The following is a 15840-nucleotide window of genomic DNA, read 5'->3' as shown; positions in this document are numbered from 1 at the left end:
ACTGGGCGTCCACTGCCGCACACAAGCCCATACTGAAGCCCGTTCGGCTAGCCTCACTCCTCCAGAGGAAACAGGCCTCAGTCTAGTGGCTTGTATGCCAACTCTCTTGCGAAGCTTGCCTTTACTATACATATCAGATGGATGAGCTAGCATCATCCAGGCGCGTGATTTGCTAGATGATTATGGCTTTGAGAGCGCACGAGGATGCTTGCAAGAGGGGCTCGGGGCTTTGTAGAGAGATGATGTGAGGAGCCCTGCCCACTTCTCACTATGCTAACAGAGGCGGGTATACATTGAGAATACGTAAGCGATGAGAGAAGTGCTAGAGCAGCTCCAGTTGCCTGGCAACAGCGCTTGCCTCGACGCGATTATGAACGTTCAGCTTGCGATAAATGCTCTGTACCTGTGTGCGCACTGTATTGACCGAGACCACGAGTTCGCGGGCGATTGATGGGTTGGAGTTGCCCGCAGCCAGCAGGCGCAGAACCTTCTGTTCCTGCTGACTCAGAGGTTCCAGCAGAAGAGGAGCAACTGGTGTGGGCTGATGAGCCTGGGTTTCGCTGGCAAAGGCGTGCAGGATATGCTGTGCATAGGCGGACAAGGCTTTTTCTCGCAGTTGAGGCAAGAGCCTGCGCAGCAGATTAGCCAGTTCTTCACCTTCGTCGAGAAAAAGACGGAGATAGCCTGAGCCTCGCGCTGCTGCCAGCAGCTCGCGCAGTTGCTTGCGAGCATTTGCCTGTGCTCCCTGCCGGAGCGAGGCTAAAATGAGCACGACCTGGATTTGCATACCCAGGTATATATGGCCCGTTTGTATGGCAGATATGCGCAAATGCTCCAGCAGTTCTTGTGCCGCGACGACTTCTCCCCGAGTCAGGAGGAGACGCGCATAGAGTATTTGTTCGCGCTGGCGCTGTAGCCGTGGCAGAATCTCTTCGCGCTGCTCGATCTCGGCAAACCAGCGCTCCACAGCGTCAAGATCACCTTGTGCGAGCTGGATACGCGCCAGCGTGGCCTGCACTTCGCGCACAAGCTGATAATCATGCGGAGAAGCAGGTGTTTGATGGTGTGCTAACCAGATGGTCAACTGCTGTTGGGCCCGGGCGCTCTGACCACGGGCGTACTCAATGAGAGCCAGACGAACCGTCGCCAGAGCCTGGAACTCTTCCACACTTAGCTGCTCTCCTATCTCTAACATCTCACGTGCTGCCCGCTCTGCGGCATCCAGGTGATTCCACTGATACTCAATCTGAGTCAACCCTGACTGCATGTAGGCAATATCATCACGATCCTCCTGTGCTCTGGCCTCGGCCTGGATCTGGCGAAACAGCTCGGCGGCGTAGTGGAGTTCTCCTTGCTCCAGATATGCTTCGCTCAGTATCCCTCCGGCGGCGCGTATAGAGAACGGATTCCCTTGCAGTTCGCTGAGCCGTAATGCTTCACGAGCAAATTCACGAGCATGCGTCAGATTCCCGTCGAGAAGCTCACCAATGCCCACTGTGGTCAGAGCCAGATTACGCCAGGTCAATGCATCCTGGGGCAGCCAGTGAAGCGCTTGTCTGGCCCAGGTTACCGCCTGAAGCACTCTCCCCTCCTGCCGGGTCAGCAGCGCCCGAAAAGAGAATACCTCAGCCAACCTGGCGGTATTGTTCGCATCGCGCCACTGCTGCTCTGCCATCTGAAGCAGAGACTGTATATGCTTGTTTTCTCGCGTTGCTCCCGGTGCATCCATTTGCTTGAAGAGGAGGGTCATGGCATAACATAAACAGAGAGCCGGGCGGTGCTCCAGTTCTGCTCCTGGCAGTCGTTCTAGAAAGCTCTGAAGGGTATACCACTCAGGCTGAGCGAGCGCGTTATCCTGCCAGACACGTTCAAACAACCGCTCGACCAGGCTGGCTGCACGCGGAAAGTTGGCAGCATTCAGCGCGGTCTCGGTGGCCTCGATCAGCAATCCATGAGCCTCGTACCGGATACTGGCCCGCGCTGAGATCGCGCGCAACTGCTCATCTCCCAGGCACGCTCTGGCCTCCTGCTGCATAGCACTGGCAAAAAGTGAGAGATAGCGCATCCATGTCCCCGTTTCGTCGAGCGGGATCAAAAAAAGATTGCTCTCGCGTAGAGAAGCGAGGAGCTGCGCGCTGTTCGTTCGATTGGTTATTGCGTCGCAGAGCCCGGCAGTCATCCGGGGTAGGATGCTGGTTTGCAGCAGAAATATTCGCTGTTCTTCCGGGAGTGCGGGCAGCACTTCATTGAGAAAATAATCTCGCACACTCCAATGGCTGTTCGCGAAAGCCTCCAGCACCTGCTCAATCTCTAACTCGCTATTGGAATGATGGAGTGCCCGCGCCAGCAGGCGTAGGCCGGTTGGCCAGCCTTCCAAACGCTCATGAATCTGACGCAGGATTCCGGGCGAAAGCGTACAAGCAAGCTCCTGCTCAAAGAAAGCGCCGGTCTCCTCTAAGGAAAAGCCCAGATGCGGAGGATCGATTTCCAGCAGTTCGTTACGTGCACGCAGGCGAGCCATCGGAAACGGAGCATCGCCGCGAATAAGGATAATTACATGCACGGAAGCCGGCAGGTGCTCAATGAAAAAGCTGAAGGATTCAATCACCGCAGGCGCATTGATCACGTGAAAATCATCCAGAACCAATATGACCGGGCGCTCAAGCTGGCTTAACTCATTGAGCAGAACCGTAGGCACTCTATCCAGAGGTTTAAAAGGCGGCAGCCGTTGTGCAAGCAGCAGTTCCAGCGCCTCTTTGCCAAATCCCGGGCGAGAGCGCTGGCAGGCAGCGATTACATAGCGCCAGAAGCGAATTGGATCGTTGTCGCCCTCGTCCAGGGTGATACAAGCAACCGATGGGAAGCCAGCACGCATACTGCGCGTCGCAATCCATTGATTTATCAATGTGGTTTTCCCAAAACCAGCAGGTCCGGTGACAAGCGTGACTCTATATTCCAGGCTTTTATCTAGCAAATTCTGCAAACGTTGGCGCGGTAGCAGCGATCTCTGAAGAGGTGGTAACTGGAGCTTGGGGATGAACAGCGGCTCGAATTGTGAAGTGGGCGGGGCCGCAGTCTGATCAGCGAAAGAGACAAATGCTGTCTGTTCCTGCAAACTTGCTGCGCTCTCTCCCGCAGAAATAGATAATGCGTGCCTCTTTTTCTTCTCCTGCTGAGCTTTATTCTTCTCGTTGTGTGCCAATAGCGCCGCTAAATCCTCCAAGCGCTCCAGGTTCAACTGCGCGCTCCGACCAGCATACCGCTTGACCATCCGCTCTCCATGCCTGTGATAGGCATACCAATAGCCCTCGATGCCCCGTGCACGCTTCTCCTTCAACAGATTGATCTGTCCAGCACGACCATGAAAGGCAAACGCACGATGCTCCCCAAGCCATGCCTGCCATGCTTCTCCCTCCAGAGAGAGCGGGCAAGTCGCTGTACCTTCTGGCCCCGCGAGATAATACTGTGCCTGCTCGGGCTGCCAGCTTATTATATACTGCGCACTTTTGGGCATCGCTAGAGATCTCTCCTCCCTTGTTTGCTCCCCAACAATCGTTGTGGATGATTATATATTGATGGGGAGCAAAAAACAAGTGCTCCCCAACGGGGCGAAGCCAGCAGATGACTGATGCCGAATTTTTTCATAGCTCCCTCAACATCTATCGGGCTGGCGTGAGGAAGCGAAACGCTGCGCTTCCTCTGCTACAGCGTCTCACGAGAAAAGTACGAGAGCTTTACTAATACCCTAACTGCACATTGGCTCGGCCTGTCATCTCTTTTCCTTTCTCCGCCTCATTAAGCAGGTGAGCCAGATGGGCCATACGCAGGCGTTCTGTTCCCACTCCATTGGCCGCTCGATGGGGACTCATAATCACATTCATCGACGACTACTCCACGACTGACATTGACGAGGACGGCATGTCTGGGTAAGAGCGCCAGTTCAGCGGATCCAATCATTCCGATCGTGTCAACCGTAGCTGGAACGCAAAGTACCAGTGCATCGGCAGAAGGCAATAACTGCCGGAGCTGACTCGCCGGATAGATCCCTTGCTCCGCACTTTCAGCCAGGGCCGCCGCAGGAATCTGTCTCCTGACAGCCATGACATGCATTCCCAGGTCACGGCACAAGCGAGCGACGTGCTGACCAATAGCCCCATAGTCCAGGATCAAAACCGCTCGACCATCAAAGATGGATATCTTCGCTGGCATATAAAGGACCCTCCTCTAGCACCTGTTTATCAGGAGAAGCCTTTTCTGGCTGAATCGCTGCTAAGTAGATCATTCTCTGCTTGAGCATGGAGGCAACTTCGGAGAAACGTAGTTTCTGCTCCTTTTGCGAAAGAGCCACGCTGAAGAGGGCGTATTGAAGAGATTCCCTCAAATGTCAATAGCAAAAGAGCTACTGATAGGGGATCATAGCAGTGCTTGCTATGGATTATACTCTCTATATACATTCCAGACTGGTAGAGATTTGGCCAGATCTGTGCACCTGGTGATGTCTTAAAGGAATAAGAGGTAAAAATGAAAGAAAGTGTTATTGCTAAAAAATTTGATCAGATGTGCGATATGTCTCCCTTAATAAGGCGCTTTTTAATACGCAGTTGGTATCAGTTTCTCTCGACTCTGGATAGAGAAACCCAGATGCCTTTTATGAATCTTGGCTATGCTCCACTTGAGAGTGAAGAAGAGGTTGAACTGCTTGAACAGGATGAGCCACATCGCTACTGCATTCAAATGTATCGTCATGTAGTCAGCGCTGTGGACTTGCGCGACTTGAATGTATTGGAAATCGGCTCAGGGCGTGGTGGAGGGGCAGCCTATATCACACGTACATACCCTTTGCGCGCGCTTACGGGCATCGATATCGCTTCTCGGGCGATTCGTTTTTGTCGTGCTCATTATCACGTGGAGGGCCTTTCTTTTTTTCAGGGAGATGCTGAGGCACTTCCTTTGGGAGACAGTACATTCGATGCTGTGATCAATATTGAATCGTCTTTTAGCTATGGGCATTTTGACCGTTTCCTTAATGAGGTCTTTCGGGTGTTGCGCCCTGGTGGCTTTCTTCTCATGGCCGATTATCGAGAGAAGGAACGAATGAAAGACCTGCGGGAGCGGCTTTCTCGTTCCAATTTTACTGTTTTAAGAGAGCGTTTGATTAATCCGCAAGTGTTAAGGGCGCTTGAACTGGATACCGCTCGTCGCACGGCGCTGATTCAGCGTAATGTTCCCGGTTTCTTGCAAGGGGTCTTGCATGATTTTGCAGCTACAAAGGGAACTAGAATGTACAACGCTCTAAAGTCTGGAGTGGTCGAATATCGGAGCTGGACGTTACAGAAACCAGCAAGGAGTGCAATCCCTGACGCTATATATACAGTCTCTTCTGGAAGCTGTGAGAAAGGGAACACAGCAAGCTATTAAGAGCCATGACAACGCTTCCTGTTGATCTGGATAGATGCAGAGGGATATGCGGGCTTATGGAACAGCAGCCTGTTGTGGTCAGGATGGTGATGAAAGGTCAACAAGAATTCACATGTTTGTCTATATTCTGTAGATGGAAGGTCGCTCTATGTATAGAGTGGCCTCCAGATGTTTCATCTCACCGGGTGTAAAGCCTGGTTGCAGGCTTCTATTCCTTTTGTGCTGATCTCTTTCCGGCTCACATTCCACGGTCCTGAAAAGGGGCATTGGCGGGGAGATTGTGCACTGCGCGATCCAATACAAGAGTGCTTGAGCGATTGATATGACTCTCGACAAGCGTGGGGCTTTCAGGGAGGGAGTAGACAATTCGGATAGCTTGAAGATCATATCCCTCCACACACGTGGAAATTTGAGAAAGAAAAGGGCCATTTTTCGCCTAATTACGACATGACATACAGACATCAGTATGAATATGGGAAGAAGATTCGGCAGATGGGTGAAGAGGAACTGGAGCGAAGGCGATAATTGTTCCACACTGAACAAGCGCTCAGCGCCTGTTGAGCTGAACGCACAAACGGATCCGGGAAAGGCCGAAGTTCACGGAATAGCCCTGTTGGGAGAATCCCAGGATGGGGAAGAGAGAACATGTGGTGCTCAAAAATCAGCCGTAGAGGTCAGGGAAGGTACGTTCAGATGAAGACCTCATTAAGACTGTAGCGTAATGGGGGCCCGATACGAGAGGGAGAAGAACGAGTCCTACTATTCTTCTCCCGTTTGCGGCTGGTGCGAGGCCTGGATAATCTTCTCAAAGGCACTCTCGATCAGTTGGGCTTCTTCTTCACTGAGCCATTGCGCGAAGTGATGAACAATGCCCCGGGCATAGACGGGCCAGGCCTGCCGGAGCGCCGCGATCCCCTGTTGAGTAATGACAGCATAGGCGCCACGACGGTCGGTTCCACACCGATCTCGTTCCAGCAACCCTTCACGTTCTAACCGGTCTACCAACCGTGTTAACCCGCTTCGGCTCAAGACGACGCGATCAGCCAGCTCATACATGCGGAGCCGTCGCTCTGGAGCTTCATAAAGTTCGATGAGCACATCATAAGATGAGAGTGGCAGTCGTCTGGCTGCTGTAAGCTCGTCGTCGATGTGGCGGATAGCGAGCGCATGCGCCTTCAGGAAGGCACGCCAGGCGGCGAGATGTTGTTCTGAAAGCTGTTCTTTCTTCATAGTACAGAGTATATCACAAAGAAGTTGTCCCTGCAATCATTGACAAAACAACCAGGTAATGGTATTGTTACAACTAGTTGTATATGCAATCATATGCAAAGCAACTAAACGGAAGAGAAGGGAGGCAAGGTGTGGGGAAGCTGTTCTTTCTCTTCGTGTTGCTTCTATAGCAGAAGGAAAAGCGGAATGAAGCAGCCTGAGTTCTAATCCGTTGGAGTGGAAAAACATGATTGACTTTACGCCTGTTAATCAGTACCGACAAAACATGCAGGAGTTTGCTACAGATCTGTCGCTTGACGATTTTCGGCGCTGGACTGAAGAATCTGTAGCTCGGATGCTGCACCTGTTGGATGTCTGTCAAGATGAGACAGTCACATTTGTACCCGAAGATCCTGCTGCAAATGATCCCTATGCAGAAGACCCGGCAGAGCGGCATGCACCCTGGACACTGGCTCATGTTATCGCCCATATGACAGCTTCTGCCGAAGAATATGCCTCGGTAGCGGCTGAGCTGGCTCGAGGAGTGCCTTTTCATGGCAGGCCTCGCTATGAAATGCCCTGGAGGCAGATAACCACGGTCGCTGCATGTCGTGCAAAGCTGGTAGAGAGTCGACGTATGCGGCTTGCCAGTTTGGAGATGTGGCCTGATCAGCCACACCTGGATCTGGGTTATGTGCCCTGGCAGGAATCTGGCTGGGTCAATGCAAAGGGAATTTTCGCCTGGGGTCTGGCCCACGATGATGTTCACTTTCGCCAATCTTCCGCGATTCTGGCTCAGTGGCAGAAGAGAACAGGCAGAAGTTCTTCATAAGGTGGCAATCTTATGTCATTATGCTCTTCTCAAAATAAATGTCGTTTAATACTAAAAGCTTGCCTGAAACAGGTGATGCAAAGAGGAAAGGAAGAATCCAGATGAGCTGGCAGTTTGATCCCGGACATACCCACATCGCTTTTACAGGTCGTCACATGATGGTCGCAACTGTACGAGGGGAATTCGAGAAGTTTGATGGCTCCGTCGAATTCGATGAACATGACCTGACTCGCGCAAAGGCGGAAATCCGCATCGAGGCGGCAAGTGTGAACACCCATAATGTTCAGCGTGATGAGCACTTCCGTTCAGCAGATTTTTTTGACGTAGAGAATTATCCGCTTATTGTATTCAAAAGCAAGCAGGTAATTATGCAGGATGAGCGGTATGGGAAGTTAATCGGAGACCTGACGATTCGTGGCGTCACAAAAGAGGTGACGCTGGATGGTGAGTATAGCGGGGTCGCCCGTACTCCCTGGAACACCTATAGCGCGGGTTTCCAGCTTCGAGGCAAGATCAATCGCAAAGATTGGGGCCTCAATTGGAATATGCTTCTAGCCGGTGGTGGTCTGGTTGCCGGCGATGAAATTACATTGCTTATCGACCTTGAGCTGACCAAACCGGTAGAAGAAGAGGTGACCACTTCAGAAAAGGAGCAAACCCCGGCATAGAGTGCGCGCTTTGCGACCGTCTGTTGCATAACTCCCTGGTGTCGGGAAAGCATTACACGCTGCGTTTTTGCGGCAATCAGAAGAGGGTTGGCTGCACTCAGGCTTCGAGCAGGAGCCGGGGTGTAGCTTCTCTTTTATGATTTCGGCATGTTTTGTGTCCAGTGGATGCGTAGGCCTGTTGCGACAAGCCGGCTATCACGTTCACCGATCAGAAATTTGCCTTACCTACAAGTGTACAGATTCGGGTGCTGTGTCGAGTTGGGTAGAAAGTGCGCATGAGAACCTGGCAAAAATGATCTACAAGAACAAGAGAACAATCTGTAAAAGAGGATCAATCTTGCCCTCATTAGAAGATAGAATAGAGCAAGCAATGAGATATACAATCGATGAGTAGCGACGGTTCAAGCCAGAGAAAGAGCGCTTTTCCCCGGGACAAATGGATACGTGGTTACGCGTTCCCATACAGCCTGACTGCTCTGCATCTATTGGCTAACTGCAAAAGGAAAAGAGCGGGTACGCTTTGATAGAGAGAGAAATTATGGTAGAAATGGGGATTTTAAGGAGTAAGTGCATATGATTGAGCAGGATGCACATGGGTGCACGACGAACGATCAGGTCACGTGGTCATGGGCGGGGTTGATACGTGGCATGCGGAGTATGATTCCTCTCGCTTTGGGTGGTCTGACAGATGGCATTGTCTGGGGAGTGCTGGCACATCAAGCGGGCCTGAGTCTGATAGAAGTGCTGCTGATGAGTGGGCTGGTCTATGCTGGATCGGCGCAGTTCCTTGCTATCACGCTGTGGAGTATCCCATTGGCGGCGGGAAGTATTCTCCCGATCATCGTCACAACGTTGATAGTCAACCTGCGCTATCTGTTGTTGGGGGCGGCACTGCGTCCCTGGTTTGCTCGTCTGCATCCTATGCGTACCTATCTCTCGCTCTTTTTCATGAGTGACGAGAACTGGGCATTGACCATGCGCGAGTTTATGGAGGGGAGGCGCGACACTGCATTTTTTTTGGGGGGTGGTCTGCTGCTCTTTGTTGCCTGGGTGGGTTCAACAGTCATTGGGAAGATGGTGGGACTGGCGATCAGTGATCCGGTGCAATGGGGGCTGGATTTTGTCTTCACAGCGGTCTTTCTCACCTTGTTGGTAGGGATGTGGAAGGGGAAATCAGATCTTTTGCCGTGGGCTGTTGCCGCAATAGTTGCAGTAGGAGCCGCCCGTTTGCTGCCAGGATCCTGGTACATTTTACTTGGAGGTTTGGCAGGCAGTCTGGTAGGAGCGATAAAAAGTGATAAGCATGTCAAGTAATACGCTGATCGCTATATTGGGCATGGCCCTGGTAACATACATGGTACGAGCTGGAGGGATGTGGTTGATGGGATTCGTGAAGCCGTCACCAGGAGTGGAGGCATGGTTAAAGACCATCCCCGGTGCAGTGCTCGTCTCGCTGGTTGCACCGACCGTATTGGCGAGTGGTCCGGCCGAGACGCTGGCAGCACTGGCAACAATCCTGGTTGCGGCTCGTACAAAAAAGATGTTCCTGGCAATCGTGGTAGGTGTTGGAGTGGTGTGGGTGCTCCGAAAGATCTTCTAGATGCAACCCGAGGCATCACGAATGAAAAAACAAGCTGCGGCATCGAGAAGCAGCATGCCGGAGAGCCTGAAGCATCGTTCTCCTGGCCTGCTGCACTGGCTGCAACCGTTGCAGAAATGTTTCCGGCTCTTTCCGGTAATAAAGGGCTCGGCCGCAACTGGATTATCTTTATACCCGTCGTCAGTCGGTTCGGGCAATGCAAAACGGGCCCTTTGCCTGGACGGTAGATAGCGGCGCGTAAGATCGTCCCATTGCTTATGGAGCAAGGGCTACGTGGGGGAGGCGGCGACTGTTGTATGCGCGGTTGGCCTCATCATACTATTCTGCTGGCCTGATAGAGATATTACCAGTGGCACTCCATTCCTCGCTCTTTTCCCTCTAAAATGGCTTCTCAACCATTCTCCCTGTCATATCCTGTTGATCGGGTTCAGTATTGCAGAAACTCTCACAACAGAGCAAATGGAGGCCGCTCTTCTTCGCAGCGATTTGTGGGCAGATTGAATGCCACCCGGGGCGATATATGCACATCTCAGAATGAGAGTGGCATGATCAGCCTAACCGGTGACAGCAAAAGGATCCATATGAATATGTGCCTGCACTTTATGCGCCAATGAAAGAAGAAAACCTGTCTCTTCCCGTGCCGTCTACAATTCCTGTGCTATTCTATTGCAGAATTTGTTGTGACAAATGTAAAACTTTCGTATGAGAGATATTTCTTACCCGTGTTCCATTGAAATATATTGACAAATTTTTCTATTCATGTTACATTCATCAACAGATGCAATAAGGTTAATGGATGTCTTAGAAGTCAACAATACTTTACGGGCTTAACACTATGAAGTGTTTGCTGAATGAGAAAGGAGTATCGTTTTGGAGAATACCACACGAACAGAGAACGCAATACTGGCTTCACCCTTCAGCGACTTTGATCTTGATATTGAAGTAACCATACATAACCGCATCCTCCCTGAGCAATCGACCGGCATAGACGATAGTTGTAGCTGTTCAGGAGGCCTGCGCCCACCAACACGGGAGAAGAAGTAATCTCTCATCGTTCCGCTTCTAGGGTCAGACATCAAGCATAAATCCCTGGTGTCTGACCACTTGATTCAATATCCCGTCTTCTCTGGTTGAAAAAGGCGAATAAGCACGTGGGAAACAGGAGGTGAAAAACATCACAATGTTTTCGACAGTCAAACTTTACATCCCCTTTCTAAAATATCTCAGAAAACGTATCCCGCTCCTGATCCTCCTTTTTATTCTGATTCTGGGCAGTACTGTTCTTCTGATTATCACCCCTCTCATATTGGAAGCATTCCTAAAAAACATTCGGATGCAGTTCGCAACCGGGCTTCTTCTCCCGCTCGCTCTTCTCTTTCTCCTGCTCGCGGTTGCGCGTCCCATCCTGTCGCTCTGGGAGGCATATCTAGGGGATAATATCAGCCTGCTTGCAACAAATGAGCTTCGTGTTGACTTAACGCTTCATTGCCTTGCCTTAGATCTGCGTTTCCATACACAACATACCCCGGGAGAGCTGGTAGAGCGCGTAGACGGGCAGGTCGCAACGCTCAATAACCTGTTCTCGCGCCTGGTGTTGTCGCTCATCAGCAATGGAGTTCTTCTGATCGGAATTATCGGCATGATCGCCTTCACGATTCATGCTCTGGTAGGGTTGGTGCTGGCACTCTTCACCATATTCTCTATCGTGATCGTTTACATGCTGCACTCGAAGGCGCTCCCGCTCTGGAAAGAGGCCCGAAAGCAGCGCGCCGAGATGATAAGCTTCACGGAAGAGCGGCTCTCAGGTCTGGAAGACCTTACCTCCTCTGGAGCACAATCGTATGTCCTGCGCGAACTGGCATCTCAATCACGTGCCATCCTCCGTACATTTTTGCGCGGCTTTCAGGCAATCATGCGAACGCGTAACCTGCTTCGTATGTTCTTTGATCTTGGTACAGTGGTTGCGCTGCTTCTTGGTGTCCTTCTTTTTTGGGGACATGCGATCCCCCTTGAACGCGTCTATACCCTCTTTTATTACACCACCCTTCTACAGGTTCCTGTCGAGCAAATTGTGGAACAGTGGCGTAGCCTGCAACAGGGAAGCGGTAGTATTGCAAACATCCACGAGCTCCTTGCGGAAAAGAGTACCATTCACGGAGGCGACAGGCCGCTTGCCAGCGAAGCGCTAGAGGTGGCTTTTGAGCGGGTCTCGTTTCAGTATATAGAAGACACCTACGCGCTTCAGGACCTCTCGTTTGTGCTTCCTGCGGGAAAGACCCTCGGCTTATTGGGACAGACTGGTAGTGGTAAGAGCACTGTCGCAAGGCTTCTCACCCGGCTCTATCAGCCTCAATCGGGTACTATTTTGCTCAACGGACATCCTATTCAGGACTATGCCCTTGCGGACCTGCGCCGAGCCATTGGCATTATCACACAAGAGGTGCATATTTTTAACGCCACCGTTCGCGATAATCTGACTCTGTTCGACGATTCCATCTCTGACGATGTCATCGCCCAGGCTCTTGAGCAGCTCAAACTGACAGACTGGCTCAAGAGGCTTCCGGAGGGGTTGGATACCGTGCTCTCCTCGCGAGAACAGGCCCTTTCTGCGGGCGAGGCCCAATTGCTCTCATTGGCGCGCCTTTTCTTGCGCGATCCTCAGGTGATTATCTTAGACGAAGCCTCCTCACGAATCGATCCCGCTACTGAACAATTACTGGATCAGGCGCTCAAGCAGCTCTTGCAGGGGCGCACCGCCATCATTATCGCGCATCGTTTGCAAACGGTGATGCAAACAGACCTGATTCTTGTTCTGGAAAATGGTCGATGTCGTGAATTTGGAGAGCGTGAAGCGCTCTTACAGCAACCCGATTCCGCATTTGCAACCATGTATCGGCTGGCAGCAGGGGAGGTAAGACAATGAGAAAGCCCTTATGGTATATCTGGCAACTGATACGTTATCGTCCCGGGCTGTATTTTGGGAGTGCCTTGATTAACAATGGCCTCTATTATCTGCTTCCGCTCATTAGCGGTCTCATGTTACAGCAGTTGTTCGATACGCTCGCCCAAAAGACAGCCAATGCAGGGCCTATCTGGATTTCCCTGCTGGTCTTGACGGCCATTGCTGTTGGCCGCTTTGGCACGGTCTACATCGCCAACATGTGGCAAGCAACCCAGAATTTCATCTTTGAAGCCCTGCTTCGGAAGAATATTTTCGTCCAGCTCTTCAGGCTTCCCGCTGTACAGGCGCTCCCCTCTTCCTCAGGTGAAGCCATCACGCGTCTTCGGGATGATATTAACTGGGTGATCGACTTCGCTCGCTGGATCAGCGATCCAATTGGCCAGCTCATTACTGTGGTAATCGGACTGGGGATTCTTCTTTCAACTTCTCCCTTGATTACCGTTGTTACGTTTCTCCCCCTGCTTGTCTTTTTCGTACTGGCCAAAAGGCTCAGCGCTCACCTTCAGAAAGTGCGGCAGGCGCATCAGAAGGCGACAGGGGACGTCTCCCAGACGTTGCAAGATATCTTTGCTGCTGCTCCTTTGCTGAAGGTCTATGGTAGTGAGCAGGCGATAGCCCGACATCTCCAGAAAGTAAACGATACTCGCCGAAAAGCGTTGTTACAGGATACGATCCTCGGACAGCTTCTCAGTACCATTGTTGCGCAAATGTCTGATATCGGGGTCGCACTGGTCCTGATCGCTATCGCGCTGCTCGGACCAAACGAGCATATTGGCATTGGTGATCTGGCCCTGTTTATCTCCTATATGAGCTGGTTTTCCAAGATACTTGGCCTATCTGGCGGATGGACATCACGCTATGCTCGGATGAAGGTTTCACTCAATCGCCTTCTCGATTTCTGGCAGAACAAGCCAGACGATACCCTTGTTGAGCACGTCCCGATCTATCTTCAAGGGGAGTTGCCGCCCTGCACATATCCTGCTCGACAGGAAACAGATCGCCTTGAGGAACTGGTTGTGCAAGATCTCTCCTATCATTATGCCAATGGAGCGGGGATTGAGCATATCAACTTCTCAGTACGGCGGGGTTCCTTCACTGTGATTACCGGACGTGTAGGTGCAGGAAAGACAACATTATTGCGTTCACTGCTTGGCCTCTTGCCTCAGGATCAGGGGCAGCTCTTCTGGAATGGTAAGCGTATTGAGGATCCGCAATCCTTTTTTGGGCCGCCTCGATGTGCCTATACGCCACAGATCCCTCATCTCTTCAGCCTTTCGTTGAAGGACAACATCTTACTTGGATTACCTGAAACAGCCGTCGATATGGGAAAAATTCTGCATGATGCTGTGCTTGAGCAGGATGTTACCCAGTTTGAGAGGCAGATAGACACGCTTATTGGGGCGCGTGCAAGGAACCTTTCTGGTGGACAGCTTCAGCGGACGGCTGTTGCCCGTATGCTTGCCCGCGATGCTGAATTGCTGGCGCTTGATGATCTATCCAGTTCACTTGATGGCGCGACAGAACAGCTCTTACTTCAGCGTCTCCGAGCGAATCCGGACAGAACCTGTTTAGTGGTTTCGCACCGTCCAGCAGTCTTACGTGCAGCAGATACCATTATCGTGCTGAAGCAGGGCACCATTGACGCGATAGGGACGCTGGACAATCTGCTTCAGACCAATGAAGAGATACAGGCAATCTGGGCGCGTGAGCAGGAAAAAGAGAGCATCGAGTTTGCAACCGCTCAAAAGCAGCAAGAAAAGGACTGACACCCTATGACTGAAATGCCCACATTTCCCGTGGCTTCAACCTTGCTTACAGAGAGTCGTTGGAAGAGTGAGCCGCTTCTTCACTCTTCCATGCGACAAAAAACGCTCGATGTGGTTCATGAACTGGCTGAACGGCTGCAAGAAAGAGAGAAGGTCCAGGAAGCACTGCTCAAGGGGTCTACTCAGAAGGCCCCTTCGCTTGCCTGGGGGTTAAGTGGGATCTCCCTGACGGCATATACGCTCTTCTCGATTTTTCAAGAAAGCCAGTGGCTTGAGCTGGCGCATCGCTACTTTTCCCAGGCGGTGGCCTGCACCCGTCATGAGCCACTTTCATCCTCTGGCCTTTGTGATGGTACGGCTGGTCTTGCTTTTACCATTTCTACTCTTTGTGATGTAGAGCCTCGTTATGCTCGAACCGTCCAGCGCGTTCAAGAGAAACTCCTGCTTCAAGTACAGGAAAGAACATGGAAACGAGACACATTCGGCGTTGCTGAAGCGGACTACGACATTGTTCGCGGAGCAGCGGGCATTCTGGCATACCTTGTCTCGGTGCCGAATCCCTCTGAGCAGCTTAGTGAGATCATCACTAAGCTGCTAGAGTATCTCATCTGGCTTGCCGAACCGTCGGATCTTCCGCGTTGGTCTATCACACCGCCATTTTTTACAGCGGACCCTTCCACATACCGGGATACATTTGCGCAGGGCTATATCAACTGTGGGTATGCGCATGGAATAGCAGGGCCACTCACCGCGCTTTCTCTCGCCTGGGCAGCAGGGTTTCGACGGCCAGGACAGCAAGAGGCAATGAACCATCTGGCTCAGTGGCTGCTCGCCTATCACTGCCGCGACACCTGGGGAATGAACTGGCCCGTTGCGCTCCCACTATCAGAGGTTTCCGCTTTCGATCCCGGGTCTATTGAAAAACCAGCACGTGCAGCCTGGTGTTATGGAGCTCCAGGGATTGCGCGTGCTCTCTGGCTCACAGGAATTGCGCTTGAGGACAATCATCTGCAAACCTTTGCCCGGGATGCGATGGATACTGTCCTGCATCGTCCTCCGTCTCATCGTTTTATCAGTGCTCCGATCCTCTGTCATGGAATAAGCGGTCTGCTTCTGCTCGGAAGCTGTTTTGTCGCTGAAGGAGCAACGCTTTCACAAACGCAGGCTCTGCTTCAGCTTACTCAACACCTGCTTGATACCTTTCAACCGGAGCTTCCCTTTGCGTATCAGAATATTGATCGGGACGGCAACACATATGATGACCCCTCTCTGCTAACCGGCATGAGTGGCATTCTGCTCACGTTGCTGACTGTTGCTACTGGACAGTTTCCCTCATGGGCTCGCGCTTTTCTGATCGTATAGAGGAATTCTTGCTATGGCCGCGT

General features: G+C 51.8%; 13 protein-coding genes. 10 read left to right on the top strand and 3 right to left on the bottom strand.

Annotation, left to right across the window (positions count from 1 at the left end):
* Positions 1-322: 322 nt before the first annotated feature.
* Positions 323-3514, bottom strand: a complete 3192-nt coding sequence (locus KTH_RS00485; RefSeq protein ID WP_497615782.1) for a winged helix-turn-helix domain-containing protein — start codon at positions 3512-3514, stop codon at positions 323-325.
* A gap of 281 nt (positions 3515-3795) precedes the next feature.
* On the bottom strand, positions 3796-4209 hold the full coding sequence (locus KTH_RS00480) for an NAD(P)-dependent oxidoreductase (RefSeq protein WP_497615780.1): 414 nt from the start codon (positions 4207-4209) through the stop codon (positions 3796-3798).
* Between the two features lie 432 nt (positions 4210-4641).
* Here KTH_RS00480 and KTH_RS00475 point away from each other — a divergent pair, with 432 nt between their 5' ends.
* On the top strand, positions 4642-5418 hold the full coding sequence (locus KTH_RS00475; protein WP_497615778.1) for a class I SAM-dependent methyltransferase: 777 nt from the start codon (positions 4642-4644) through the stop codon (positions 5416-5418).
* 759 nt (positions 5419-6177) lie between these two features.
* On the opposite strand, the gene KTH_RS00470 is transcribed toward KTH_RS00475, so the two are convergent.
* On the bottom strand, positions 6178-6648 hold the full coding sequence (locus KTH_RS00470; protein WP_497615777.1) for a MarR family winged helix-turn-helix transcriptional regulator: 471 nt from the start codon (positions 6646-6648) through the stop codon (positions 6178-6180).
* Between the two features lie 226 nt (positions 6649-6874).
* Between KTH_RS00470 and KTH_RS00465 the strand changes: the two genes are divergently transcribed.
* The 9 genes from KTH_RS00465 (at position 6875) to KTH_RS00425 (ending at position 15817) form a co-directional block, all read left to right on the top strand.
* On the top strand, positions 6875-7459 hold the full coding sequence (locus tag KTH_RS00465) for a DinB family protein (RefSeq protein ID WP_497615775.1): 585 nt from the start codon (positions 6875-6877) through the stop codon (positions 7457-7459).
* 101 nt (positions 7460-7560) lie between these two features.
* Complete coding sequence (locus tag KTH_RS00460) at positions 7561-8127, top strand: YceI family protein (protein WP_497615774.1); 567 nt, start codon at positions 7561-7563, stop codon at positions 8125-8127.
* 573 nt (positions 8128-8700) lie between these two features.
* Entirely contained in the window at positions 8701-9441 is a 741-nt protein-coding gene (locus KTH_RS00455) for an AzlC family ABC transporter permease (protein WP_497615772.1), read from the top strand.
* Positions 9431-9727: an AzlD family protein gene (locus KTH_RS00450; protein WP_497615770.1), complete on the top strand. Its 297-nt coding sequence runs from the start codon at positions 9431-9433 to the stop codon at positions 9725-9727. The genes KTH_RS00455 and KTH_RS00450 overlap by 11 nt, the downstream gene beginning before the upstream one ends.
* Positions 9703-9954: a hypothetical protein gene (locus KTH_RS00445; protein ID WP_497615768.1), complete on the top strand. Its 252-nt coding sequence runs from the start codon at positions 9703-9705 to the stop codon at positions 9952-9954. Before KTH_RS00450 ends, KTH_RS00445 begins: the two co-directional genes overlap by 25 nt.
* A 643-nt stretch (positions 9955-10597) precedes the next feature.
* The gene (locus KTH_RS00440) at positions 10598-10771 is read left to right on the top strand and encodes a hypothetical protein (protein WP_497615767.1); all 174 of its coding nucleotides are present in this window, start codon (positions 10598-10600) and stop codon (positions 10769-10771) included.
* A 136-nt stretch (positions 10772-10907) separates the two neighbouring features.
* Positions 10908-12650: an ABC transporter ATP-binding protein gene (locus KTH_RS00435; protein ID WP_497615765.1), complete on the top strand. Its 1743-nt coding sequence runs from the start codon at positions 10908-10910 to the stop codon at positions 12648-12650.
* On the top strand, positions 12647-14455 hold the full coding sequence (locus KTH_RS00430; protein WP_497615763.1) for an ABC transporter ATP-binding protein: 1809 nt from the start codon (positions 12647-12649) through the stop codon (positions 14453-14455). Before KTH_RS00435 ends, KTH_RS00430 begins: the two co-directional genes overlap by 4 nt.
* Before the next feature lie 15 nt (positions 14456-14470).
* Entirely contained in the window at positions 14471-15817 is a 1347-nt protein-coding gene (locus KTH_RS00425) for a lanthionine synthetase C family protein (protein ID WP_497615761.1), read from the top strand.
* The last annotated feature ends 23 nt before the right edge of the window (positions 15818-15840 follow it).

This window comes from Thermosporothrix sp. COM3, assembly GCF_059696735.1.
Note: the sequence above shows the minus strand (reverse complement) of the source record. Positions and strands in the feature narration are given on the sequence as shown.

What these genes read in the sequence shown, in the direction of transcription:
- KTH_RS00485 (WP_497615782.1), bottom strand. Translation starts at nt 3,514, where the DNA reads ATGCCCAAAAGTGCGCAGTATATAATAAGCTGGCAGCCCGAGCAGGCA.
- KTH_RS00480 (WP_497615780.1), bottom strand. Translation starts at nt 4,209, where the DNA reads ATGCCAGCGAAGATATCCATCTTTGATGGTCGAGCGGTTTTGATCCTG.
- KTH_RS00475 (WP_497615778.1), top strand. Translation starts at nt 4,642, where the DNA reads ATGCCTTTTATGAATCTTGGCTATGCTCCACTTGAGAGTGAAGAAGAG.
- KTH_RS00470 (WP_497615777.1), bottom strand. Translation starts at nt 6,648, where the DNA reads ATGAAGAAAGAACAGCTTTCAGAACAACATCTCGCCGCCTGGCGTGCC.
- KTH_RS00465 (WP_497615775.1), top strand. Translation starts at nt 6,875, where the DNA reads ATGATTGACTTTACGCCTGTTAATCAGTACCGACAAAACATGCAGGAG.
- KTH_RS00460 (WP_497615774.1), top strand. Translation starts at nt 7,561, where the DNA reads ATGAGCTGGCAGTTTGATCCCGGACATACCCACATCGCTTTTACAGGT.
- KTH_RS00455 (WP_497615772.1), top strand. Translation starts at nt 8,701, where the DNA reads ATGATTGAGCAGGATGCACATGGGTGCACGACGAACGATCAGGTCACG.
- KTH_RS00450 (WP_497615770.1), top strand. Translation starts at nt 9,431, where the DNA reads ATGTCAAGTAATACGCTGATCGCTATATTGGGCATGGCCCTGGTAACA.
- KTH_RS00435 (WP_497615765.1), top strand. Translation starts at nt 10,908, where the DNA reads ATGTTTTCGACAGTCAAACTTTACATCCCCTTTCTAAAATATCTCAGA.
- KTH_RS00430 (WP_497615763.1), top strand. Translation starts at nt 12,647, where the DNA reads ATGAGAAAGCCCTTATGGTATATCTGGCAACTGATACGTTATCGTCCC.
- KTH_RS00425 (WP_497615761.1), top strand. Translation starts at nt 14,471, where the DNA reads ATGCCCACATTTCCCGTGGCTTCAACCTTGCTTACAGAGAGTCGTTGG.